Origin of the sequence: Brumimicrobium sp. (assembly GCF_048268645.1) — a bacterium.
GTDB classification, from domain to species: Bacteria; Bacteroidota; Bacteroidia; order Flavobacteriales_D; family Crocinitomicaceae; genus Brumimicrobium; species Brumimicrobium ulvae.
Map to the genome: position 1 here is coordinate 65,398 of NZ_JBLWVE010000014.1, position 24,191 is coordinate 89,588.

26 protein-coding genes are annotated in these 24,191 nt (G+C 37.2%); 12 read left to right on the forward strand and 14 right to left on the reverse strand.

Features of this window, described 5'->3' with window-relative positions; all coding sequences use genetic code 11:
• Positions 1 to 147 precede the first annotated feature (147 nt).
• The 7 genes from ACN0U3_RS11180 to ACN0U3_RS11210 all read left to right on the forward strand — a co-directional run bounded on the left by ACN0U3_RS11180 (position 148) and on the right by ACN0U3_RS11210 (position 3,264).
• Entirely contained in the window at positions 148 to 405 is a 258-nt protein-coding gene (locus tag ACN0U3_RS11180; protein WP_299200942.1) for a type B 50S ribosomal protein L31, read from the forward strand.
• Between the two features lie 136 nt (positions 406 to 541).
• Positions 542 to 889, forward strand: a complete 348-nt coding sequence (locus ACN0U3_RS11185; RefSeq protein WP_299200945.1) for a cupin domain-containing protein — start codon at positions 542 to 544, stop codon at positions 887 to 889.
• On the forward strand, positions 889 to 1,290 hold the full coding sequence (locus tag ACN0U3_RS11190; protein WP_299200948.1) for a group III truncated hemoglobin: 402 nt from the start codon (positions 889 to 891) through the stop codon (positions 1,288 to 1,290). The genes ACN0U3_RS11185 and ACN0U3_RS11190 overlap by 1 nt, the downstream gene beginning before the upstream one ends.
• 16 nt (positions 1,291 to 1,306) lie before the next feature.
• Positions 1,307 to 1,798 carry a thiol peroxidase gene (tpx, locus tag ACN0U3_RS11195; RefSeq protein ID WP_417266284.1) on the forward strand — a complete coding sequence of 164 codons (492 nt, stop codon included), beginning with the start codon at positions 1,307 to 1,309 and terminating at the stop codon, positions 1,796 to 1,798.
• Between the two features lie 65 nt (positions 1,799 to 1,863).
• A complete protein-coding gene (locus ACN0U3_RS11200; protein WP_417266285.1) occupies positions 1,864 to 2,451 on the forward strand; it encodes a hypothetical protein in 588 nt (195 codons plus the stop codon).
• Between the two features lie 19 nt (positions 2,452 to 2,470).
• Complete coding sequence (locus ACN0U3_RS11205) at positions 2,471 to 2,794, forward strand: phosphoribosylpyrophosphate synthetase (RefSeq protein WP_299200955.1); 324 nt, start codon at positions 2,471 to 2,473, stop codon at positions 2,792 to 2,794.
• A 2-nt stretch (positions 2,795 to 2,796) separates the two neighbouring features.
• Positions 2,797 to 3,264: a hemerythrin domain-containing protein gene (locus ACN0U3_RS11210; RefSeq protein WP_417266286.1), complete on the forward strand. Its 468-nt coding sequence runs from the start codon at positions 2,797 to 2,799 to the stop codon at positions 3,262 to 3,264.
• Positions 3,265 to 3,267: 3 nt separating this feature from the next.
• On the opposite strand, the gene ACN0U3_RS11215 is transcribed toward ACN0U3_RS11210, so the two are convergent.
• The 4 genes from ACN0U3_RS11215 to ACN0U3_RS11230 all read right to left on the reverse strand — a co-directional run bounded on the left by ACN0U3_RS11215 (position 3,268) and on the right by ACN0U3_RS11230 (position 8,680).
• Positions 3,268 to 4,656, reverse strand: coding sequence for an FAD-binding oxidoreductase (locus ACN0U3_RS11215; protein ID WP_417266287.1), 1,389 nt, complete (start codon positions 4,654 to 4,656; stop codon positions 3,268 to 3,270).
• Between the two features lie 78 nt (positions 4,657 to 4,734).
• Entirely contained in the window at positions 4,735 to 6,810 is a 2,076-nt protein-coding gene (locus ACN0U3_RS11220) for an OmpA family protein (RefSeq protein ID WP_417266288.1), read from the reverse strand.
• An 11-nt stretch (positions 6,811 to 6,821) separates the two neighbouring features.
• Entirely contained in the window at positions 6,822 to 7,916 is a 1,095-nt protein-coding gene (locus ACN0U3_RS11225; protein WP_417266289.1) for a tetratricopeptide repeat protein, read from the reverse strand.
• Between the two features lie 164 nt (positions 7,917 to 8,080).
• Entirely contained in the window at positions 8,081 to 8,680 is a 600-nt protein-coding gene (locus ACN0U3_RS11230; protein WP_417266290.1) for a hypothetical protein, read from the reverse strand.
• A 304-nt stretch (positions 8,681 to 8,984) separates the two neighbouring features.
• Between ACN0U3_RS11230 and ACN0U3_RS11235 the strand changes: the two genes are divergently transcribed.
• On the forward strand, positions 8,985 to 10,196 hold the full coding sequence (locus ACN0U3_RS11235; RefSeq protein WP_299200970.1) for an acetyl-CoA C-acyltransferase: 1,212 nt from the start codon (positions 8,985 to 8,987) through the stop codon (positions 10,194 to 10,196).
• 498 nt (positions 10,197 to 10,694) lie between these two features.
• Here the strand turns inward: ACN0U3_RS11235 and ACN0U3_RS11240 are convergent, their stop codons facing one another.
• The 4 genes from ACN0U3_RS11240 to murB all read right to left on the reverse strand — a co-directional run bounded on the left by ACN0U3_RS11240 (position 10,695) and on the right by murB (position 14,798).
• Positions 10,695 to 11,204: a GNAT family N-acetyltransferase gene (locus ACN0U3_RS11240; RefSeq protein ID WP_417266291.1), complete on the reverse strand. Its 510-nt coding sequence runs from the start codon at positions 11,202 to 11,204 to the stop codon at positions 10,695 to 10,697.
• A gap of 29 nt (positions 11,205 to 11,233) precedes the next feature.
• A complete protein-coding gene (locus ACN0U3_RS11245; protein ID WP_417266292.1) occupies positions 11,234 to 12,001 on the reverse strand; it encodes a CDP-alcohol phosphatidyltransferase family protein in 768 nt (255 codons plus the stop codon).
• Positions 12,002 to 12,303: 302 nt separating this feature from the next.
• Positions 12,304 to 13,569, reverse strand: coding sequence for an aminotransferase class I/II-fold pyridoxal phosphate-dependent enzyme (locus tag ACN0U3_RS11250; RefSeq protein WP_299200978.1), 1,266 nt, complete (start codon positions 13,567 to 13,569; stop codon positions 12,304 to 12,306).
• Positions 13,570 to 13,790: 221 nt separating this feature from the next.
• Positions 13,791 to 14,798 carry a UDP-N-acetylmuramate dehydrogenase gene (gene murB / locus ACN0U3_RS11255; protein ID WP_417266293.1) on the reverse strand — a complete coding sequence of 336 codons (1,008 nt, stop codon included), beginning with the start codon at positions 14,796 to 14,798 and terminating at the stop codon, positions 13,791 to 13,793.
• 106 nt (positions 14,799 to 14,904) lie between these two features.
• On the opposite strand from murB, the gene ACN0U3_RS11260 reads away from it, so the two are divergent.
• Together ACN0U3_RS11260 and ACN0U3_RS11265 are read left to right on the forward strand one after the other, a co-directional pair.
• Positions 14,905 to 15,327, forward strand: a complete 423-nt coding sequence (locus tag ACN0U3_RS11260) for a PaaI family thioesterase (protein ID WP_299200984.1) — start codon at positions 14,905 to 14,907, stop codon at positions 15,325 to 15,327.
• 2 nt (positions 15,328 to 15,329) lie between these two features.
• Positions 15,330 to 16,307, forward strand: coding sequence for a chorismate-binding protein (locus ACN0U3_RS11265; protein WP_417266294.1), 978 nt, complete (start codon positions 15,330 to 15,332; stop codon positions 16,305 to 16,307).
• Here ACN0U3_RS11265 and ACN0U3_RS11270 read toward each other — a convergent pair.
• The 5 genes from ACN0U3_RS11270 to ACN0U3_RS11290 all read right to left on the reverse strand — a co-directional run bounded on the left by ACN0U3_RS11270 (position 16,294) and on the right by ACN0U3_RS11290 (position 20,369).
• Entirely contained in the window at positions 16,294 to 17,001 is a 708-nt protein-coding gene (locus ACN0U3_RS11270; protein ID WP_417266295.1) for a glycoside hydrolase family 25 protein, read from the reverse strand. The two genes, ACN0U3_RS11265 and ACN0U3_RS11270, sit on opposite strands and share 14 nt — an antisense overlap.
• A gap of 80 nt (positions 17,002 to 17,081) precedes the next feature.
• On the reverse strand, positions 17,082 to 17,432 hold the full coding sequence (gene rplS, locus ACN0U3_RS11275) for a 50S ribosomal protein L19 (protein WP_299200992.1): 351 nt from the start codon (positions 17,430 to 17,432) through the stop codon (positions 17,082 to 17,084).
• Between the two features lie 147 nt (positions 17,433 to 17,579).
• Positions 17,580 to 18,095 (reverse strand): hypothetical protein, encoded by a 516-nt coding sequence (locus ACN0U3_RS11280; RefSeq protein ID WP_299200995.1) that lies wholly within the window; start codon positions 18,093 to 18,095, stop codon positions 17,580 to 17,582.
• Positions 18,096 to 18,205: 110 nt separating this feature from the next.
• On the reverse strand, positions 18,206 to 19,321 hold the full coding sequence (locus ACN0U3_RS11285) for a DNA polymerase III subunit gamma/tau (RefSeq protein ID WP_417266296.1): 1,116 nt from the start codon (positions 19,319 to 19,321) through the stop codon (positions 18,206 to 18,208).
• A 178-nt stretch (positions 19,322 to 19,499) separates the two neighbouring features.
• Positions 19,500 to 20,369 carry a sigma-70 family RNA polymerase sigma factor gene (locus ACN0U3_RS11290; RefSeq protein ID WP_299200999.1) on the reverse strand — a complete coding sequence of 290 codons (870 nt, stop codon included), beginning with the start codon at positions 20,367 to 20,369 and terminating at the stop codon, positions 19,500 to 19,502.
• A 265-nt stretch (positions 20,370 to 20,634) separates the two neighbouring features.
• Here ACN0U3_RS11290 and ACN0U3_RS11295 point away from each other — a divergent pair, with 265 nt between their 5' ends.
• Together ACN0U3_RS11295 and meaB are read left to right on the forward strand one after the other, a co-directional pair.
• On the forward strand, positions 20,635 to 21,441 hold the full coding sequence (locus tag ACN0U3_RS11295) for a 2,3,4,5-tetrahydropyridine-2,6-dicarboxylate N-succinyltransferase (protein WP_417266297.1): 807 nt from the start codon (positions 20,635 to 20,637) through the stop codon (positions 21,439 to 21,441).
• A 16-nt stretch (positions 21,442 to 21,457) separates the two neighbouring features.
• Positions 21,458 to 22,489: a methylmalonyl Co-A mutase-associated GTPase MeaB gene (gene meaB / locus ACN0U3_RS11300; RefSeq protein WP_417266298.1), complete on the forward strand. Its 1,032-nt coding sequence runs from the start codon at positions 21,458 to 21,460 to the stop codon at positions 22,487 to 22,489.
• 155 nt (positions 22,490 to 22,644) lie between these two features.
• Here meaB and ffh read toward each other — a convergent pair whose 3' ends face one another.
• Positions 22,645 to 23,985 carry a signal recognition particle protein gene (ffh, locus tag ACN0U3_RS11305; protein ID WP_299201003.1) on the reverse strand — a complete coding sequence of 447 codons (1,341 nt, stop codon included), beginning with the start codon at positions 23,983 to 23,985 and terminating at the stop codon, positions 22,645 to 22,647.
• Positions 23,986 to 24,191: the final 206 nt, after the last annotated feature.

Sequence of the window (24,191 nt, forward strand, 5' to 3'; positions counted from 1 at the left end):
TTTATTGACTACTATTCTAAATAATTAAACTATTTTTGTGAAAGGTAATTTAGAAATGAAAATATTTTGCACTTCAATTGTGTGAATTGAAATTTAATTACTAAATTTGCCATCCGATTTGAGATAGAACAAGAAATTTTAGTTAAAATGAAAAAAGATATACATCCAGAGAACTACCGTTTAGTAGTGTTTAAAGATATGACAAATGACTATTCATTTGTTACACGTTCATGTGCTGAGTCAACAGAAACGATAAAGCATGAAGATGGAAAGGAATACCCACTTGTAAAATTGGATATTTCTCACATGTCACACCCATACTTTACAGGGGTAGAGCAGTATGTAGATACAGCAGGACGTATTGATAAGTTCAAGAACAGATATGCACGTCACATGAAAAAATAGTGATTGCATCAACTGATGATATTTAAGAGGAGAGCGTTAAGTTCTCCTTTTTTTTATTTTCAAAATTCAATAAAGGATGTTCTTGTCTTTTATTTATATTCTAATTACTTTTGACTATATTTATAAATAAAAAACTATGGTGAGCAATTCGTTTTATAAGGACTTAGAGTTTTCAGAGGATAAAGTAAAGGTTTCTGTGATTTTAGAGACCTCTTTTACAAAAGAAATTAGGATTGCCTTTAAAAAAGGTCAGATCATGAAAGAGCACAAAACTGCTTTTCCGATTATTGTACATTTATTAGAAGGTGAAATTGAGTTTGGTGTGGAAGGACAGAAGCATCATTTGTCGAAAGGAGATATTCTTACTTTAGAAGGAAATGTGCCTCATGACTTGTTGGCCAATGAAGAAAGTATTGTGAGGTTATCACTTTCGAAGTTAGACACCCCAGATCGTGTAAAACAAGTAGCAAAGGATTCTAAGTAATGAAAGAAATAGAAAACAGAGCAGACGTAAGTCAATTGGTGCATTCATTTTACGATAAGATTCGAGCAGATGAGGTGTTGGGACCAATTTTTAATGCGCATTTAACAGATGAGCAATGGCCTCCCCACCTTGAGAAGTTGACTGACTTTTGGGAGACCAATTTATTTGGAATTCCAAAGTTCAAAGGAAATCCTCCAATGGCACATGCTAAAGTTGACCAGGCTTTGAATTACGGAGTAACGCAAGAACATTTTGCGCATTGGTTGCGTTTGTGGTTTCAAACAATTGATGAATTGTTTGTGGGGAAATTAGCCGATAGAGCAAAAAATGCCGCAAGAAAAATGTCAACAGGTTTGTTTATGGCCATATGGAGCCAAAGACCAGAAAATAATTTACATTAAATAAAAATATATTATTATGGGAGTAAAATTTAAAGGTACATCAATAAGTACAAGTGGTAACTTTCCAAAAGTTGGAGATGCTTTACCTGAAATGAAATTGGTTAAATCTGATTTGTCAGAATTAAATACAAATGAGCTGAAAGGGAAAAAAGTTGTGTTCAATATATTTCCGAGTGTTGATACCGCCGTATGCGCGATGCAATTGACCAAGTTTGCAAATCAACTAAAAAACCGAGAGGATGTTGCTTTGGTTTTTACTTCTTTGGATTTACCTTTTGCCTTTAGTCGCTTTTGTTCAGCTGAAGGCATCAATAATGCGATTACAACTTCTGATTTCCGTTACCGCGATGCGGATCAACTTGGGGCGGTGATGAAAGGTGGACCATTGGCTGGTTTGCATGCCCGTGGCGTAATAGTTACAGATGAAAATCTTGTGATTCAATATTCTGAATTGGTTGAGGAGGTTACAGACGAACCAGATTATGACGCTGCTTTAGCAAAAGTTTAAGACTGTTTTGATTGTACACATAGAATTGTGGTATTAATTGCTTATCTTTTTGCAAAAAGATGATGATGAGGTACTTTGTTTTAAGTTGTACAGTATTAATTGTTTCGTTCACTTTTGGACAAAAAAATAGTGTTGATCTTGATCCCCAAACTAAAATAGAATTAGCAACACACTTCTTGACCGCTCAAGAAAAAGAAGGCGCAAAGGTAATGGCCTATTTGGAAGATGGAAGTACTGTGGTTTTAAAAGCTTCAGAAGGTCATTTAACCTGCGTATATGATGATCCCCAAAAGGAAGGAATTCAATTTGTTTGTTACCATAGTCAACTCGAGGACTTTATGACCAGAGGAAGGGTGTTGAAAGCACAAGGAGTTTCGACAATTGAAATACGTAAAAAAAGAAAGGAGGAAATTGAAGCCGGAAAACTATTTTTCCCGAAGGGACAAAGCATGATGTATGTCTTTGATGGAAAGGAGGAAAATATTGATGCGGAAACCGGAGTTGTTAAGGAAGGAAAGTTACGGTATGTAATTTATACGCCTTATGCCACTCAAGAGTCTACGGGCTTACCACTTTCTCCTTCCGCGCCTGGTATGCCGTGGTTAATGGATCCAGGAACACACAGAGCGCATATTATGGTGAGCCCAATGTAATAAATTAAAACAAAAGATGATGGAAAGAAAACCTAGTTATGAAACAGTATCTGAAGCGGTTAATGACCTCATTAAACGTGGATATACGACCGACTTTTATGTCGAAGCAACAAAAGATTGTATCGTTTGCCGAAAGTCTGATTTGGCACTTTCAGCAGATGATTTTGTAATAGATGAGGTACACCGTTTTGAAGGAGAAAATGATCCAGGTGATTCGATGATTGTATATGCTATTTCGTCGACGAAGCACGATGTGAAAGGGGTACTTACGAACGCTTATGGGGTTTACGCTGATGGTGTAACTTCCGCAATTATTTCTCACTTGCATAAACAAATAAAATAAGTATGAGTACACCAAAGAAACCCTTGAAAAGAGTAGAAGCATTGAAGTCTTTTAGTCGTGAACATCACCATGGTTTACTTTTGGGGTGGAAGATCAGAAAAGGGATGAGCAATGGAATTGCTATTGATCGCATCAAAAAATACGCTGACTGGTTTTTCGAAAATCATTTAGTTCCTCATTTCGAAGACGAAGAGAAATATATTTTTCCTATTCTTGGAGAAGATCATGAAATGATAAAAAAAGCGCTTTCAGAACACCGTAGATTAACAAGGCTGTTTACCGAAGAAGAGGATGTTGAAAAAGCATTACATCATATTGAAGAAGAGTTGGATAGACATATTCGTTTTGAAGAACGTGAACTCTTTATGCTGATTCAAGAAGTTGCTACACCAGAACAATTAAAAAAAATAGAAGAGGTACATGATGATTCTGATTTCGTCGATAATACCACAGATGTATTCTGGGAGTAAGCTTTAATCCTCCAAAATCTTTCCAGGATTCATAATGTTGTTGGGGTCGAATAATTGTTTAATTCCTTTCATTAAACGCAATGATGCAGCTGTGAAGGGAATGTCCATATAGGACTTCTGAACCAATCCTATTCCATGTTCTCCTGAGATGGTTCCACCTAGTTGAACAGTAAGTTCAAAAATCTCACGAATGGCTATGGGCAACTCATTATTCCATTGGTCCTCGCTTAAATCTCCTTTGATGATGTTCACGTGTAAATTTCCATCTCCAGCATGTCCATAACATACCGATTGGAATCCATATTTTTCTCCAATTTGCTTAACTCCTGAAAGTAAGTTTGGGAGTTCGAATCGTGGAACTACTGTGTCTTCTTCTTTATAAATTGAATGCGATTTTACTGCTTCACCTACTTTTCTTCTAACTTCCCAAAGTTTGTCTTTTTGCGCTTGACTGTCTGCAAATAAAATTTCTCCCGTTTCGAATTGCTCCAGCACTTCAGCGATTTTCTCACATTCTTCAATAAGTTTGTTTTCGTCAAAACCATCCACTTCAATGAGCAAATGAGCAGCATGATTGTCGGCTACCTCTAGTTGAATGGACGGAATGTTTTTTATGGTCCAAAGAATAGCATCTCGCTCCATAAACTCTAGGCCACTTGGGGTAATCCCCGTTTTCAATATAGCTGCTACGGCCTCACAAGCTTTTCTTGCATCATAGAATGGCACCAACATTAACATGTCAACTGTAGGATGTGGTATAAGTCGCAATACAATTTGGGTGACCACACCTAAGGTTCCTTCACTCCCTACAATTAACTGCGTAAGGTTGTATCCTGTTGCATTTTTCAACACATTTGCTCCCGTCCAAATGACTTCACCAGAAGGTAGAACAACCTCAAGGTTGAGTACATAATCTGCCGTTACTCCATATTTTACAGCTTTTGGACCGCCACTGTTCTCGGCAATATTCCCGCCTATAAAGCAGCTTCCCTTAGATGCAGGATCTGGTGGGTAAAACAACCCTTTCGCTTTAACGGCTTCTTGGAGAACTTGCGTAATTACTCCAGGTTGAGTTGTCACTTGATAGTTGTTTTCATCAATGCTAATGATTTTATTCATTCGTTCTAAGCTCAAGGCAATTCCGCCTTTGATCGGTAAAGCTCCTCCGCTTAGTCCTGTTCTAGCTCCTGAAGGTGTTACAGGAATCTTGTGGGCATTGCAATACTTTAAGATTTCCGCAACTTCTTTTGTGGTTGAAGGTTTCAATACCATTTGCGGACGGAACAGTAAATCCTCAGTTTCATCACGACCATATTTATCTAAATCATTTTCATGAATAGACGCAATGTCTTTAAATGTTTCGGATAGATAAATGATGTGCTCTTGTGTCATGATTTATGGAAATAAAATGTATAAAAAAACCCTTAGTCAAAACTAAGGGTTTTTTAAAATTAAAAGGAAAAAAATGAACTAATTTGCGATAATTTCAAACTCTGTTCTTCTATTTTCTTGTCTTCCTTGAGCACTGTTATTGGTCGCAATTGGTTGAGATGAGCCATATCCTTTGGCAGTTAACCTTCCTGCTGAAATGCCTTTACTTTTTAAGTAAACAACTACAGCATCTGCTCTTTCTTGAGATAAGACATTGTTTGTTGAAGCTGACCCTGTGTTATCGGTGTGACCAGAAATTTCAACTTTTAGTGAAGGTACATCTTTGAGTAGACTTACTAATCTGTCTAACTCTGCGTTTGATTCGCTACGTAGCGTGGCTTTACCAACATCAAAGAAGATATTGCGCAAGGCAATTTTGCTTCCTACAGCAATGTTTTTTAATTCAATAGTTTTGTTGATTAAATTGTATTCACTTCCATCTGGAATGTCAAAGTTTTCAGAATGAAATAAGTAACCCTCTGCTTTTACTGCGATTCCGTAGTTTTTTCCTGCTGTTAATGAAAGTAAGAACTTACCTGTTGCGCTGTTGGTTGTAAAACGCTCGATGACTTGGCCTGTTTTGTTATCCGTAATTTCGATAGAAGCTTCAACTGCTTTGCTAGTAATTGCATCTATTGTTTTTCCTTTAAAAACAGTCAATGAAACTTTGTTTACGCTTACAACATCTTCGATTTGTGGATCTTTAATCGGTTTGGCAATAGAAGCTAAAAGGTAATCTTCTACATCCACAATTGGGTTTTTAGGTTCTCCCCAGAAGGTCACTTTATAAATGTCGAATCCACCAGCTCCACCCGGACGGTTTGAAGAAATATAGGCGAATTTTCCGTTGGCTGTTGCAGCAAAGAAAAAGTCGTCATACGGAGTGTTGATTGGATATCCCATGTTTACAGGTTTCGACCAGTTTCCTTGAACCCTGTGTGAAACGAAAATATCGTATCCACCTACTGATTCGTGTCCTTGAGAAGCAATGTACATGGTTCTTCCATCAATATGCATATATACAGGACCATCATTGAATGCACTGTTTACAGCTCCAATTGCAGATGCTGTTCCGTAATTCTTTTTCATTTTACTTTGCATTCCAGAGAACATGATATTTGTTCCTCTGTTGTTGTTTTCATTTCCTCTTGCAAATGTAATGTTGTACCCATCGTGACTATAAGAAGCGTACATGTCATTGGTTCTGCTCGCACTGATTTGATGTGGCATAATTACAGGAGTTCCCCAATTGGCACCGTTCAATACAGATTCGTAAATGTCTGTTTGACCACCATTGTCTTTATGCAAAAGCATCTTTGTACCATCATAAGAAAGGTTATTTACGATATCGTCTAAAGATGTATTCACGCTTCCTGGGATAGGTTTAACTTTTTGCCATGTTCCTTCATCATTGTAGGAAATGTAAATGTCATGATCATAATTCCCAACCTCATTTGGTTTGTTTCCATTTGGTCGGTTTGAACTAAAGATAATTTCTGATCCATCGGTTGTAATAGCTGGTGCGATTTCATCGAATTCAGTATTCAAAGACTCCATGTTGTCTACCCAGCAACGCACAGGATTCGCAATCGATTTTTCTGCAAAAGCTATTTCACGATTTCGCATAGAAACAAACTTTGAAAAGTTGTCTGACTTTCTATAATTGGCTTCGAATGCCTTGTAAGATGCTTTAGCTGCTTGAAAATCACCTTCTAGTTGCATGGCGTTTCCATGATAATAATACAAGAAAGGATCGCAAGAAGGGTCTAATTCATGTGCTTTTTTTAGGAAGGGAATAGCCTTATAAGGTGAAGTAGAATGAATGTATGCCACTCCAATTCTGTAATTATTTAAAGCATTATTTGGGTTGAAAGCTTGTGCTTTTTCAAATTCTATTAATGCTTTCTTAAATGCTAATCCTGGATCACGCACTTCGAAAACGGCTAATGTTCCTTCTTCAAAAAACGGTGTTCCATTGCTGATGGCATCTGTTGCAGCTTTAAAACCATCAACATCATCTTTAAAATTACTGCGTTTAAAATCAACGTTTTGCGCACTTGCAATTCCACTGAATAGAAGTGCTGCGACAAGTATATATTTATCTAATATTTTCATAATTTTCAATTTTAGAATCCACAATTTTGTGATGCGTATTGACCTCCTGTTTCAGCGCCTAATGCTTTGGCTTTTTCCCAGTCTTCACATGCACCATTCATGTCGCGAAGCATCTCTCTAATCATTCCTCTGTTTACATAGGCAGTAGCGTAGTTACTGTCTAATTGAATCGCTTTATCTGCAGCAGCTTTAGCTCCTTTGTAATCTTCTTTTTTGAATTTTACAGCGGCAATGTTAGCATAAGCTGGTGCGTATTTATCGTTTACTGAGATGCATTTTTCGAAATCTGAAAGCGCTTCATCATAGCGGTCACGTTCTAATTGTGTTGCCCCACGATTGTTATATGCCAAATGGAAGTTCTTGTCAATTGAAATCGCTCTGTTGAAAGAAGCAATGGCCCCATCATAGTTTTTCATTTTTAACTTTGTTGTTCCAATGTTGTTTAAAACAAAAGCTAAGTTTGGGTTTTTCTTTGCCGCTTCTTCATAATCTACTAGCGCTCTTTTATAATCTCCTTTCATGCGGTAACAACTTCCTCGATCGTTAAAAGCATACGCCAAGTTTCCTTTTAAATCAATTGTTGTAGAAAAAGACTTAATGGCAGCATCGTAATCTTGTTGCAAGAATTGAAGGGTTCCATAATTGTAATGCGCTTTTGGATTTTTCGGATCCAATTGTATTGATTTTTTATAATCTAATTCAGCTTTTGTGTATTCTCCCGTACCTTGAAACGCTCTTGCACGTTGAAAGTAAGCTTTAGAATAAGCTGGGTCTTTTTCAATTAGCTCACTTAGGGTTTGGGCTGCCTCAGAAAATAAGTTGGCTTCATTTTCTGCTACACCTTTGTTGTAATAAGCTGCTGTGAAATTTGGATCTGAGGCTATTGAAGTCTTAAAAGCAACAATTGCCTTGCGATAAGATTTTTGATTGAATAATTCGATTCCTTGATTATACGCTTCCTGACTCGCCACAATTGTAGCGTTTTCTTCATTTAATGCGGCAATAGAATCCCTATAGGCTTGCTCTTTTTCTGTAAGCTCCTGTGCGAAGGTGATTCCTCCAAGAAAGAAAAGGCAAAAGCTAAATAGTAATAGTTTTTGTTTCATAATTATAGTTTTGTGTTTAACATCTACTAAAATAGAATTTTTATTTGAGTCTTTTAAGGGATGTTTGATAAATAATTTGAATTACAATTCTTTATCGTTTTTAGATGTTTGAGGATGAAAAGAATGCTGAAAAAATAAATTGAAAATAATTTAGCCTTTTCGAACTATTTATCCATCAAAATCCATTCGAATAGATAAAGTAGAGGGGAAGCCAACAAAAGTACAAAGCATAGCAATAGAAGAAATAAATAAATCGTTGGCAATAAAATCGCAATTATCACAAGCAACAAAAAAGAGAAGAATAAATAACCCCAACCGGAATCATATTTAAAACCGCTGGTCGATTTTATGAGTTGTGGATGGCTTTTTATAATTGCATTAATTAGTTCTTCGTTGAATTTGAGTGAAGTGTTTTGAGGTGACCTTGATGCACTACAAGCTTTTCGAAATAAAGCGTCGTGGGTATAGGCTTGTTTCTCCATTGGATGTTTCGCATAGCAATTTTTGCCTAAGGAAATACAACTCGCACTATATTGTATAATGAATAAGCGCAGCCAACCAATTCCTTTCGTGCCGATATCCTTGTATTGTAAAACATGAAAGCCTTCATGAACAATGATGCTTAGTCCTGCGCAAGAATCAGGATCGAAATTTTTGAAATATACATTGATTTTAGAACACCCAAAAGTACTCGGCAGTACAATGGCACTGGTCCAAGAACTAAAAGTTGAGGTAAACCATGGCAGGCCATTATGAAATTTCACCTTTTCCCAATTTACCTCTGGATAAATGGACCTCAGTAAATACAATACATGAGTTGGAATGATGAGCTCGGCAGGGGAAAACCACCTGAAAAATCCCTTGGGTATTCTTAATATCTTTTGTCTAATATTCATATAGATGCGATGAGATCAAATATAATTCAATGAATTGAAAGGACATCATCAACGTGAATTTATAGATGGAATGATTTAAGGAATAAGGAGAGAAGTTTATTCAAAACTCCAAAGATAGGACGATAACATCGTTAGAAATTGTTATTTTAGCCATGCTAAAGAAAGATAAAAGATGAGTAAAGAAGTTTATATAATTGACGGTGTAAGAACACCCATTGGAAGTTTTAGAGGTTCATTGTCAACAGTTCGACCTGATGATATGGCGGCATTGGTAATGAAAACAGTTGTAGAGCGTAATTCTTCGCTGGATCCAAATGCAATCGAAGATGTGATTTTCGGTTGTGCAAATCAAGCAGGAGAGGACAATAGAAACGTGGCAAGGATGTCACTTTTGTTGGCTGGATTACCCAATACTATCGGAGGTGAAACAGTTAACCGATTGTGTGCTTCTGGTTTGTCTGCAGCGGTTTCTGCTGCACGTGCAATTAAAGATGGTGCAGGAGATGTTTACCTCGCTGGTGGAGTAGAAAATATGACCCGCGGGCCTTGGGTGATGAGTAAATCTGCAATGCCTTTTGGAAGTGATGCCAAATTATACGATTCTTCTTTTGGTTGGCGTTTCATCAATGCTAAATTGCACGAAGTGTATGGAACAGATGGAATGGGACAAACGGCAGAGAACTTAGTGACTAAATATGGTATTTCTCGTGAAGATCAAGATCAATTCGCAGCATGGTCGCAACAGAAGGCTGAAGCGGCATGGGCAAATGGTCGTTTGGCTGAAGAAGTTGTTGCTGTAGAAATTCCACGTCGAAAACAAGAAGCCTTGATTTTTGATAAGGATGAGTTTATGCGTCCGGGAACTACAGTTGAAACATTGAGTAAGTTACGACCGGCTTTTAAGAAGGAAGGCGGCTCTGTAACTGCAGGAAATTCATCTGGTTTAAATGATGGTGCCGGAGCATTGCTTTTGGCCAGTGAACAAGGAATAAAAGATCATCAACTGAAGCCTATGGCTCGTTTTGTTGGAGCAGCTGTAGCAGGTGTTGAACCAAGAATTATGGGGATAGGTCCTGTTTATGCCGCAAATAAATTGTTGAAACGAACGGGCTTGACAATGAATGATATGGATGTTATCGAATTGAACGAAGCTTTTGCTGCGCAAGCATTGTCTTGTACACGAGCTTGGGGATTGGCCGATAATGATCCGCGATTAAATAGAAATGGTGGTGCTATTGCTCTTGGTCATCCGCTAGGAATGACAGGATCTCGAATTCTTCAATCTGCAGCGATTGAACTTCAAAAAACACAAAAAAAATATGCTTTAGTTACATTGTGTATTGGGGTAGGGCAAGGATATGCAGCTATTATAGAAAGGGTTTAATTTTTTTTTTCGTTGCGACGCACGACGATGTGTCGCAACGAATTATTTCATAAAATCTGTTTTATGATTTTCTAAATGAGTGATTTTACAGATAGAATATAAAATATAACTGCATCGTTTATTGCGTATTGTTATGAAGTTTTTGGATTATATCTTTTTTAAATTTAATCAACTCATTTTATTTAACAAATGCGATGATTCTACTGTTATTAACAGCTATATAGGATTAGCTTTTCTTTTTACATGTAATATTTTCTCTTTATAGATGATGCTTGGTATGAAGCTATCTATAGAAAAAGCTGTTCTAATACTTTTCGTAGTTATTGGAGTTTCTTATAGGCTATTCATCTATAAAGAAAGGTGGAAAGAAGAGAAAAAGAGATTTTTAAAGGATGACCCATTTCCAGTTTTTGGAAAATTATTTGTCATTTTATACTCAATAGTCTCTGTTCTGTTGGTTGTTTATTTTGCGCATCAAGTTCGTGTTTCTGGGTTAGCCTACTTAACCAGTGTTTTCTCATAGGCTTTCCTCGGACTCCCTCTAAAGTACACCTCTCCGCAATAGGTATATCCTAATTTGTTAAAAATCGCCAGCATTGGTCCGTTGTCGAAATTGGTATCTGCTCTAACGCTAAAAATTTCATTTTCTAGAGCAAATGCTTCAATGTATTCTAACATTTTCTTTGCAAGACCTTGGCCCAAATGACTTTCTGCAATAGCAACACGATGGTAAACTACAAAGTCGCTATTGGTCAACCATTCTCCTTCAATATTTGCATAGGCCGGTTCATCATTGATTAAAACAGCACAATAGCCAATCACGACTTCATCTTCGGTAAGAACAAAGCCTGCTTCCTTTTCAATGTCAGATTGAATAGCTGTTTGATTCGGGTATCCATCTTGCCATTGATTGCTTCCCTCAGCTTTTCTTCGGGCGATAGCTTGATTTATGATTGTCCAAATGGTAGGTAGGTCCGAAATAGTAGCTTTTCTAAAATGAATTTTCATCTCTTTTAATTTTTAATAAAGCGATAAACTTACTTCAAAAATAATTTTCTAATTCCTACAAAAACTAAAATCAACACAGAGTACCAAGTTAGAATTGGTATAATATATTCTGGAAGGTCAAGAACGAGAAATACAGCCATGATCAATAATTGAAATCCAAGACCATAGATTGAAATAAGTGTCATGAACCATTTAGGGAAAGGCTTACTGTACGCGGCTTGTTTGTCTAGCGCATAAATAATCTTGTCAAACGGCCCATAAAAAGCCGAGTAAACAGCAAACATTTGATTCACCGTACTTTGTTTCTCACCTTCAAAAGCAGTTGGAGTGTCGTTTTCAAAAATGCGACTTGTAGCGTCCCCATTGACATTATTCCTCAGGGTTACGTAGTAAAAGTTGTAAATTGTTCCTTGTAATTGTATTCCAAAAAAGGCCAAAAGCATAACTCCAAAAGCGGTTTCTGTAACGTAGGCTATGGCGGAAAGAAAAAGGAAATTTAGAAATAAGTCCGCAATCGAATCGTAATACCTTCCTGTGTGTGACGGTGTTTTTTTGAGGCGCGATAGTTCACCATCAGAAGCGTCTAATATTGACTTTAGGACAATGAAAAATGCAGCGGCATAACAATAACCACTCAGAATACATGCAATTGCAATGAGTCCAGCAACAATAAAGGAGGTGGTGACATGAATTGGAGTGGCAGAGGTGTTAACAAGCATTTTTGCGATGAACCGCCCCGGTTTTCTACCATAATCGGAAACATCAATGAATTTATATTCTTGTGGGAGTTTGGACATATTGTGTTCTAAAGGGATAAAAGTAGTATATCTTTAATTGAATTGACTGGCTAATCTCTTTTTCTTTTGTTTTTACCCTCTTTTATAATGCTTGATTTTTTATTCTATAGAATATGAGGGATTTATTTTATTCAAAAACATTTGTTCCTAGAGAAAATCAATATCTTCTATTCCGTTCGAGGTAGCCCCTTTTCTTTTGAACAAACAGCAATTAAAAGATGATTTATACCAATAAAAAATGCCCTCCGATGGGGAGGGCACTTAATTATATTAACGAAGGTAAACAAATAAAAAATGATAATTTATTTGTCAACTTCTACGCTTGCTAATTCTTCTGCTTTGTATTCACCGTTGTCCAGTTTCTTCTTTACAGTTTTAAACGTTTCAATTGTATAGTTTACATCCTCTAGCGTATGTGCAGCTGTTGGAATTAAACGTAACATAATTGTGTCTTTAGGAACAACAGGATAGATTACGATAGAACAGAAAATACTGTAATTTTCACGTAAGTCAAATGTCATATTTGTTGCCTCTGCAAGGTTACCTTGTAAGAAAACAGGTGTCACTGCAGAGTTTGTATCTCCAATATTGAAACCGTTTTCTTTTAATCCTTTTTGTAATGCAGATGCTACTTTCCAAAGATTTTCTTTGTGTTCAGGTTGTGTTCTTAATAACTCTAAACGTTTACGCGCACCAACAACCAATGGCATTGGAAGAGATTTAGCAAACATTTGAGAACGCATGTTATAACGCATGAACTCAATGATATGTTCTTTTGCAGAAATAAAAGCACCAATTGAAGCCATAGATTTCGCGAAAGTACCGAACAATACATCGATTTCTTCGTGAACACCTTGCTCTTCTCCGGCACCCATTCCTTTTTCTCCTATCGTACCGAAACCATGAGCGTCATCTACGAAAAGTCTAAAGTCATATTTTCCTGATTTTCTGAATTCAACAATCCCCTTAAGGTCTCCTTGATCTCCAGCCATTCCGAAAACTCCTTCAGTAATAACTAAAATTCCACCATCAGTGTTTTCAACTAATTTTGTAGCACGCGCCATTTGCTTGTCAAAGCTTTCCATATCGTTGTGCTGGAATACAAAACGTTTTCCTGAATGTAACCTCATTCCATCTAAAATACAAGCGTGAGATTCACTATCATATACGATAACATCATTACGGTCAACTAAACAGTCAATTGCAGAAACCATCCCTTGGTAACCAAAGTTCAAAAGGATTGTATCTTCCGTTCCCATGAAATCAGAAAGCTCATTTTCTAAAGCTTCGTGCTCACTCGTTTGACCCGTCATCATTCGTGCGCCCATCGGATAAGCCATCCCCCATTTTGCAGCAGCATCAGCATCCGCTTTACGTACCTCTGGGTGATTTGCTAAGCCTAAGTAGTTGTTCACTGACCATACAAGGCACTCTTTTCCTCGGAACATCATTTTGTTACCGATTTCTCCCTCTAATTTAGGGAAAGTGAAGTAGCCATGTACTCCTTTAGCATGCTGTCCAATTGGACCTCTGTTTTCTTTTATTTTTTCAAATATGTCTTTAGCCATAAATGTCTTTTTTTAATCAAGCTTAAAAAAAGCTGATATTAATACGTTTGCAAAGATAGCCGATTTTTAGAGATTTGCATATTTATAGCAAGGAATTATTAATTCTGAAGCAACATCTACTTAAAACAATCTTTAAATAATTTGACTTTATGCTGATTTATTCATGATTTGAGGTTTCAAAGGGCAATAAGCTATTTGATCTTCAAAACTCCTTTTTGCTCCTAAATTATATTCACCTCTCGTTCTAGAACTATGTTGTAACGCTCTTTTATGTCAGCAATAATTTGATCCGATAAGGCAACAATATCTTTCCCCTTTGCATCATCATAATTAACCAAAACTAATGCTTGTTTCTTATGCACTCCATAATTGCCAAAAGTTTTCCCCTTCCATCCCGATTGGTCAATCAGCCATCCTGCAGGAACTTTAACATGATTTTCGTCAACTTGATAAGAAGGAATATTCTCATACTGCCTTTGTAAAGCTTTGTATTCAGATTGGGAAATAACCGGATTTTTGAAGAAACTTCCTGCGTTTCCTATTTCTTTAGGGTCAGGAAGTTTGGATTGTCGAATCGCAATGACAGCATCACTGACATCTTTAATCGTGGGGTGAGTGATATTGCGTGACTTTAATTCTTCTTCAATTGCACCGTAACTGGTATTCAAGTTTGGATTCTTCGAAAGTCTATAACTAACAGAAGTGATGATGTATTGGTCTTTTAATTCTTTTTTAAAAACGCTTTCCCTATAACCAAACTGACAATCTTCGTGGAAAAACGTATGTAGTTTTCCTGTCTCAATTTCTAAAGCTTCTAAAGCTTCAAATACATCCTTGATTTCTACACCGTAGGCACCAATATTTTGCATCGGACTTGCACCAACACTCCCCGGAATAAGTGAAAGATTTTCTATTCCTCCCCAACCGTTTGAAATGGTGTGCATAACGAAATCATGCCATACAACTCCAGCACCCACTTTTAATATTACATTTTTATCATTTTCCTCAACGAGCTCAATGCCCTTAATTTCGTTGCGTAATGTTACTCCGTGAAAATTTCCCTGGAACAACACGTTACTTCCTCCGCCAAGAATCAATAATTTTTCATTTTTAACTTCCGAAAGCAATGATTTTAATGCGTTTATAGAGGAGAATGAAGCGAAATACTTTGTTCTGATCGAAAGACCAAAAGTATTGTAGGGTTTAAGATTTACGTTTTCTTGAAGCATTTTGACAAATTTTATACGAATGTAATTACTTTTAGGGTGCACAAAAACAGTTTTTGATTGTTTTATCATCATTACGTATTTAAAAACTTTTAAAAAAGATCAAGTTATGCTTAAGCAAGTAGATTTAGATTATATCAATTCATTCAGTAAAGACACCATGATGGAAGTGTTGGGTATTCAATGTATAGAGCTTGGAAAAGACTATGTCGTGGCAACAATGCCAGTGAATTCTACGACACATCAACCCATGAAGTTGTTACATGGTGGTGCGAGCGCAGCCTTGATTGAAAGTATTGGTTCTATGGGGTCGACTTTGTTGTTGGACATTGAAAAAGAAGTTCCTGTAGGAATTGAAATTAATGCAAATCATGTTGGGGGTATGTCTTCTGGATTGGTTAAGGCAGTCGGTAAAATTGTTCATGCGGGTAAGCGTACGCATGTTTGGCAAGTAGATTTGACAGATAACGATACTGGTGCTTTAGTTTGTACAGGACGTTTAACAGTAATGGTTGTTCCTAGAAATAAATAATTATGGCTTGTTTGGCATATCAATTTCCCAACGAAGAAATAAAGGTATTTACTGGTGAGTGGATAGAAGAGACCTTAGAGAATTTACCTGATGATTGCTTTTTTATTACTGATTTTACCAAAGAAAAAATGTTCTACTTTCAAATAGGGCAGACGGTAGATAGCATTCCTGAATCAGCTTTGAGTTATAAAGAAGAAGATGATGTTTTTGTGTGTAATCAAAAGGCTTATTTGAATGGACTTCAATATTTCATCGACGGTTTTGAGTTGTTTGGCATAGAAAAGGCGATTTTCTCTCGCATAAAATTGGTGGGGAAAGATGATGCTTCTAGTGCAGATTCGGTTTTTAGAAGGTTAGCCAACAAATATAAAAGTCAAGCTTTGGTCTATTTGGCAAGCGATGAAAAATTTGGGACTTGGATGGGAGCCACACCAGAGGTGTTACTTTCGGGCGATCAAAGTAAAATTCATTCTATGGCCTTGGCGGGAACTAAGAATAACTCAATCATTCAGTGGACTAAGAAAGAGCAAGAAGAGCATCAGTACGTGGCGGATTATGTTTTGGATAAAATTAATATTCAAGGGCCAAAAGAATTAAGGGTTTCTCCAACCGAAACAGTTCAGAAAGGCGCTGTTTTTCACCTGCAAACCAGCTATGAATTTCAATTAGAAAAAGAGAAATGGAATGCCTTGATGCAGGACTTACATCCAACGCCTGCAGTTTGCGGAACACCAAGTAAGGCGGCACAAGATTACATTTTAACAAACGAACCTCATGAGCGTGAGTTCTATACCGGATTGGTAGGTTGGAGAGGAAAGGATCAATTGTCTGTTTATGTTAACCTGCGCTGTATGCAAGTGCTCAAAAATGATTTTGCTCTGTATGTAGGAGGTGGAATTACACAAGCCTCAAATATCGCAAACGAATGGCAAGAAACAGAGGATAAGAGTGGTACTTTGCTGGATGTTATTTTTGAATAAATTCAACACTGCTCACGTTTAAATCTACTTTAATTCCTTTGTGAAAAGGGAGGTCGGCTTGATCTGTAAATTGCCAGTAGAGTATTCTATCATCAGAGGGGAGGAGAAAAGGTTTGGAATATCTAGCGATCCAGAACTTATGGTTTAGAAACTGGTCCTCAAATTTCGTTTTGTAAAAGTGGTAAGAAGTGTAAATTAGCGGACGCTTTCCTGTTCGCTTTTCAACTTCATTTAAGAATAGACCAACGTTTTCAATCAAAGCTTTGTCTGAGCTAGCTTCTATTTCTACATCTAAAACAGGCGCTAAATCATTGTTTTTGGGGTGGTAATGCTTTAAAAAGTGATCAACTTGTTCGATGGCATTGACTTCAGGTCTGAAAAAGTGGTAAGCACCATGTTTTACTTTTTTCTTAAGAAGGGCGTTTCTGTTGTATTCCCATTCGCGGTCAATATGCGATTTTCCTTCTGTTGCTTTAACATATACAAATTGAATGGCAGGAGAAATATGCCCTGAGAAAAGTGTATCCCAATTGATTTTCCCTTGGTGATGAGAAATGTCAATTCCAAAACTATTGTAATTGGTAGGTATAGGAAAGTTGAAATCATCGCTCTTTTTATATTGCAAGGAATTCCAAAGTATGAAGCCGAAAATAATGAGCAACACAAAAAGGGGGATGCTTATTGTTCGTTTCATATTATGATAGGTTTGTTCCAGCAAAAAAAGGACTTCCTATTAACAGGAAGTCCTTCGAATATGTTTCCAAAAAGAAAAGACTAGTATCTTCTCTTCTCTCTAATACGTGCTGATTTTCCGGTTCTTTCACGGAAGTAGAAGATACGCGCTCTACGTACAGCACCTTGCTTAAGTACTTTGATATCATCAATAAAAGGTGAGTGAAGTGGGAAGATACGCTCTACACCAATACCACCTGATATTTTACGAACAGTGAATGTTTCAGTTGAACCAACACCTCTGCGTTGAAGAACTACACCAGTGTATTGCTGGATACGCTCCTTTTCACCTTCTCTAATCTTATATGATACAGCAACTGTATCTCCTGCTCCAAAAGCTGGAGCATCATATGCTGTTGAAAATTCGTTTTGAACTTCTTTTATTAAATCCATGACTTTTATTTTTTCTTCTCCGAAATTGGGGTGCAATATTACATATAATTTATGAATTAAACCACCCTAGTTCTGAATAATTTTTAAATATTTTATTAATTGTATTTATTTATAAGCTTGTTGCAACTTGTTTTGGTTTGTACTTGACTAGAAATCAATATCTAGTTTGAATCTTTGACGCAGAGTTTTTAGGTGAGGATTTCTTTCTGCCATGTCCTCAAATTTATCTTTACTTGAAAATAGTTTTCCGTCGGCAGCTGTTTCTTCTTTTACGGTAAGTTGGATTGAATAATTGTTGAGCTCTTTTCTAAGGTAGCCTACTAAATTAGTTTCGTGTGTCTTGATGAAACCTAGTTGAACATCATTGTCAACGGTGTGCTTAATAGAAAAGTTTTCACCTATTTCAGGATCGCGTCCTATCATCGCGGTGTAAAGTGTACCTAATTCGTCTTCCTTGGCTTTAAAGGCGTACTTTCGCCAACTCATTCTTAATTCATCAATCGTAAATGGATCTTTTGGTCTCTTCCCAGTGTCTTCCTCTTCAATAACGGTCTCTTTTTTCTCGGTGGCTTGTGCCATGAGCTCGTTGATGCCCAGATAAGACTTGTTGAGCTTTCGAGTTGGTGAAGTTAGTTTTTTAGCTTCTTTGTTGAGGGTCATCATTGTTGATGGAGCCTTGGTTGTGGGCTTGGAAACTGGAGTGTTTCCCTTATTGTTACGTGAAGCTTTGCTGTCCTTCTGGCCTTTGAAAGGAATAATCTGAACGGGGTCAGTTAAGGCTTTTTTTTTTCGAGCTCGTTTTTAATCGAACACAGCTGCATTAAGGTTAGTTCTACAAGTAACCTTTGGTTTTTTGCAGACTTATAATTGGTGTCTGCAGTGCTAATTACTCCCAGTGCACGCATGATGTGTTTGGCGTCTATGGTTGCTGATTGTTCTTTATACCGTTTTTTAATTGAATCACCGACCTCTAACAGGTTGATTGTTTTTGGGTCCTTTCCTACCAAAAGATTGCGGTAATGTTCTGAAAGACCAACAATGAATTGATGTCCATCAAAGCCAAGGTTTACGATTTCATGATAAAGCAATAAGCTGTTGGTAATATCCTCTTGTAAGGCATAGTCGACCAATTTGAAATAATAATCGTAATCAAGAACATTTAAATTTTCAATTACCGACTGATAAGTTAAGGTCTTTCCTGCAAAACTTACAATTTGATCAAAAATAGAAAGCGCATCACGTAACGCACCATCTGCTTTTTGAGCAATTAGATGAAGTCCTTCACTTTCTGCATCTATTCCTTCGTTTACAGAAATCTTTTTCAAGTGTTCTGCTATGTCTGAAATTTGAATTCGATTGAAGTCGAAAATTTGACAGCGCGAAAGAATGGTTGGAATAATTTTATGTTTTTCTGTTGTCGCTAGAATGAAAATGGCATGTTTTGGCGGTTCTTCTAATGTCTTTAAGAAGGCGTTAAATGCCGCAGTCGATAGCATGTGGACCTCATCAATAATGTATACTTTGTAGTCCCCTAGTTGTGGTGCAATTCGAACTTGATCAATCAAACTACGAATGTCGTCCACACTATTGTTGGAGGCGGCATCTAGTTCGTAAACATTAAGGGATTGACCTTCGTCAAAGGACTTGCAAGAATCGCATTCTCCACAAGCTTCAATGTTTTCTGTTCTGTTGGAGCAGTTAATCGTTTTTGCTAGAATTCTTGCTGTGGAAGTTTTTCCCACACCACGAGAACCACAAAATAAAAAGGCCTGAGCCAATTGGTCATTTTTAATGGCATTCTTTAAAGTTGTAGAAATATTTCCTTGACCAACGAGTGTGTCGAAGGTTTGGGGTCTATATTTTCTTGCAGAAACAATGTAATCGCTCATAAACACAAAAATAATAGAAATTAGAATCTAATCCATGTAATAATGGATAGAAAGTTATAAACATTTGAGGATCGATGAAAAGGGTGAGAGGGAGATTTGTTGTGAAAATAAAAACGCCATCAACAGATGGTTTGACCCAGCTACTAATGGCGCTCTTTTTCGAGGTATTAGGTTTACCCTATCCTAGGTATGTTTTAAGCATCTTACTTCTCGATGTGTGTCTTAATCGTCTCACGGCTTTCTCTTTGATTTGACGAACACGCTCTCTTGTTAAATCAAAACGATAACCAATTTCATCCAGACTCATTTGTCGTTGACCGTCAAGTCCAAAATAGAGTTTCAAAACGTCTTCCTCTCGACTCGTTAAAGTTTTAAGCGATCGGTTAATCTCTTTTTGTAGTGACTGGTGTATGAGATTTGTTTCTGGGGTGTCTAAACTATCATTGTCTAGTAAATCGTACATGTTTGAGCTCGAACTGTCTCCTTCGGTTAATGGTGCGTCCATAGATACATGTCGACCGTTCGATTCTAAAGCGTGTTTCACGTCAGGAACGGACATTTCTAGATAATGAGATAACTCATCGGCTGTTGGTGCGCGTTCATGTTTTTGTTCTAATTCTGAAAATGCTCTATTTACTTTTCCAATAGCTCCAATCTTATTCAATGGTAATCGAACCACTCTTGCTTGTTCTGCAAGTGCTTGTAGAATAGATTGACGGATCCACCAAACAGCGTAAGAAATGAATTTGAAACCTCTTGTTTCATCAAACCTTTTTGCAGCCTTGATTAGTCCTAAGTTACCTTCATTGATGAGGTCGGGTAGTGTTAGTCCTTGATTTTGGTACTGTTTTGCAACAGAGACAACGAATCTAAGGTTAGCACGTGTCAGACGGTCCAATGCACGTTGATCACCTGCTTTGATTCGCTGTGCCAACTCTACTTCTTCTTGAGCGGTAATTAAATCCACTCGCCCTATTTCCACCAAGTATTTATCCAGTGAAGCTGTTTCACGGTTGGTTACTTGTTTACTAATTTTTAATTGTCTCATATTCCCTCGTTTTTTATAGCTTAAATCACGATTTAGGCGTGGTTTTCACTAAGTTAATTTTTTCCTTTCCTTAATATAACGTTTTAATTCGTAAAAAGTTGGTTATTAATTTCTTTTTTATTAAAGAAAAGCGTTTTTTAACATCTTTTGGGTGTAAATCAGGCTTTTATCTAGGTCTTTGACTGTAGTTGACTTTAATAAATGGGAAAGGTTGTGTACCTGTTCAACATATCTCTCTTATATTTGTTCAAAAAGAAAGTTTAAAATGAAAGAGATAATTGAAAAAGCTTGGGAAGATCGTTCTTTATTGAAGGATGAAGAGACGGTGAATGCGATTGAAGCAGTGATTGAAGGGTTGGATAAAGGAGATTTGCGTGTTGCTGAGCCAATAAATGGAGGTTGGCAAGTTAATGAGTGGATTAAAAAAGCAGTTGTGATGTATTTCCCTATTCGTAAGATGGAAACCATCGAGGTGGGGCCTTTCGAATTTCATGATAAAATGGCTTTAAAAAGTAATTACAAGGACTTGGGGGTTCGTGTGGTTCCTCATGCTGTAGCTCGTTATGGTGCATATATTTCAAAAGGAGTAATTTTAATGCCTTCTTATGTGAATATTGGAGCATTTGTTGATGAAGGAACGATGGTGGATACATGGGCAACAGTTGGTTCATGTGCTCAAATCGGTAAGAATGTTCACTTAAGTGGTGGAGTTGGAATAGGTGGAGTGTTAGAGCCTTTGCAAGCTGCGCCGGTGATTATTGAGGATGGTGCTTTCATTGGGTCGCGCTGTATCGTTGTTGAAGGTGTGCGTGTGCGAAAGGAAGCTGTGCTTGGTGCGAATGTTGTCTTAACAAAATCAACAAAAATCATAGATGTGACAGGGGATGAGCCAATCGAGATTAAGGGAGAGGTTCCAGAAAGAAGTGTAGTGATTCCCGGTTCGTATACGAAACAGTTCAATGCAGGAGAATATCAAGTCCCATGTGCTTTGATTATCGGTAAGCGAAAAGCAAGTACAGATTTGAAAACATCTTTAAATGACGCATTGCGAGAGCATGATGTTGCGGTTTAATTAAAACCATAATAGAATGAATGAGGATCGATTAAAAAAGTGGAAAGAACAACGTCAAAAAAGAAAGCAGTCATTAAATCACGATGAACTGTTGGCGGGTATTTTGGCTGGAGATCTTCAATCTTTGAGCAGTGGAATTACACTGTTGGAGAGTGATAAAGCAGTAGATAAGAAGATTGCACAACAATTGGTGACGAGTTGTTTGAAGCATTCAGGTAATTCCATCCGATTAGGAATAACAGGGGTTCCTGGGGTGGGGAAAAGTACTTTTATTGAGTCCTTCGGGCAAACAGTTGTTCAACGCGGATATAAAATAGCGGTCTTGGCTATTGATCCTTCTTCTGAAAGGAGTGGTGGGAGTATTTTGGGGGATAAAACCCGCATGAATAAGCTGTCGGTTTTAGAAAATGCCTTTATTCGCCCTTCTGCAGCAGGTAAGTCATTAGGTGGTGTTGCACGAAAGACAAGAGAGTCAATCGTATTGTGTGAAGCTGCTGGGTATGATTTTATTTTAATTGAAACAGTAGGGGTGGGGCAATCGGAGACCATGGTGCATTCCATGGTTGACTTTTTTATGTTGCTGATGTTGGCTGGGGCAGGTGATGAGTTGCAAGGAATTAAGCGAGGGATAATGGAAATGGCGGATGCTTTAATTATCACGAAAGCAGACGGCGATAACCTGTTGAAAGCAAGGCGAGCTAAGAAGGAGTATGAAAACGCAATGCATTTGTTTCCGCCAAATAAGAATGGTTGGATTGCAAAAACCTTAGTGGCTTCAGCATATGAAAATTACAATATAGATAAGGCCTTCGATATTGTAGAGAGTTATAAGAACCATACGAAGGTAAATGGGTCTTTCTTTCAAAAACGAAAGGAACAAGATAAGTACTGGTTGCATGAAACCATTGCTGATATTTTAATGTCTGATTTTTACTCTGCGGAACGATTGGTGAAAGCTATTGTAGAAGTGGAAAAAGAAGTGGTAGAAGGTAACATGTCTTCTTTTGAAGGAGCTGAAAAATTAATGGACTTGTATAAAAAGGAATAGTCCCGGTGAAATATCTTTGAGTAGATTATTCTATGAAAAATCCCGAAAGTTTAAATTCTCGGGATTTTTAATTTCTATTTACGAAGGTTTAATTCGCTGCGCTTGTATGCTCAAAACTCTTGCTCAACAGTGTAAATATTTGGCAGATCCAAGATTTACATACCTGGCATTTTTCCTTTCATTTGTTTCATCATATTGGCCATATTCTTTTTATTGCTCATTAACTTCATCATTTTCTTGGTATCGTTAAATTGCTTTAAAAGCTTATTTACTTCCTGTAAACTTTGGCCACTACCCATTGCAATTCTTTTCTTTCGGCTTACATCGATAGCGTCTGGGTTTTCACGTTCGAATGGACTCATAGAGTAGATGATGGCTTCGATGTGCTTAAACGCGTCGTCCTCAATCTCAACTCCCTTCATGGCTTTCCCCATTCCTGGAATCATTCCCATTAAATCTTTAACGTTACCCATTTTTTTCACTTGTTGCAACTGACTTAAGAAATCGTTAAAATCAAATTGATTCTTTTTAATTTTCTTTTGAAGTCTTTGTGCTTCCTTTTCATCGTATTGTTCCTGGGCTCTTTCAACTAAAGAGATTACGTCTCCCATTCCAAGGATACGGTCCGCCATACGTTTTGGATAGAAAACATCTAAAGCGTCCATTTTCTCTCCGGTACCCACAAACTTAATTGGTTTGTCTACAACGGCTTTAATGGAAATCGCAGCACCACCTCGTGTGTCACCATCTAACTTTGTAAGTATTACTCCGTCAAAGTTGATTTTATCATTAAATGCTTTAGCGGTGTTCACAGCGTCTTGACCGGTCATGGCGTCTACAACGAACAAGGTTTCGGTCGGATTGATGGCGTTCTTTACATCGGAAATTTCACCCATCATTTGCTCATCAATCGCTAAACGACCTGCGGTATCTATAATTACTACGTTGTGACTATTGCTTTTTGCATGTTGAATAGCTGCTTGTGCAATTTTAACTGGATTTTTTTCTTCTTTATTTGAAAAGACATCAACACCTACTTGCTCTCCAAGTACATGAAGTTGGTCGATTGCAGCAGGTCTGTATACGTCACAAGCTACAAGTAGGGGATTCTTCCCTTTTTTTGTCTTAAGGTAGTTTGCAAGTTTACCAGAGAAAGTTGTCTTACCAGAACCTTGTAGACCTGACATTAAAATAATTCCAGGGTTACCTTGGTAATTAATTTCTGTTTCATTTCCACCCATCAATTCGACGAGTTCTTCATGACATATTTTGGTCATTAATTGGCCTGGAGAAACTGATGTTAGTACATCTCTACCTAGTGCTTTTTCTTTAACAGTTGTAGTGAATTCTTTAGCTGTCTTAAAGTTAACATCGGCATCCAATAAGGCACGACGCACCTCTTTTAATGTCTCCGCAACATTAACCTCAGAAATCTGTCCTTGTCCCTTAAGGATCTTAAATGCTTTTTCAAATTTGTCTGTTAAATTTTCGAACATGCTTGCAAAATTTAGTTTGGATGGCAAAATTAATAAAAAGGCGCTTACTTATCAAGAATAATTTTATTCTCGCTTAATGGGTCTATATAATTATGAATGTTTATTCAAGTGTTCATTGGTCAATATGTACGGGTTTGTTTAAATGAGTGTTCTGGTTTGGCTTTTACCGCCTTGTAAATTAGGGGTTTATTGTATTTGTTTGTGAG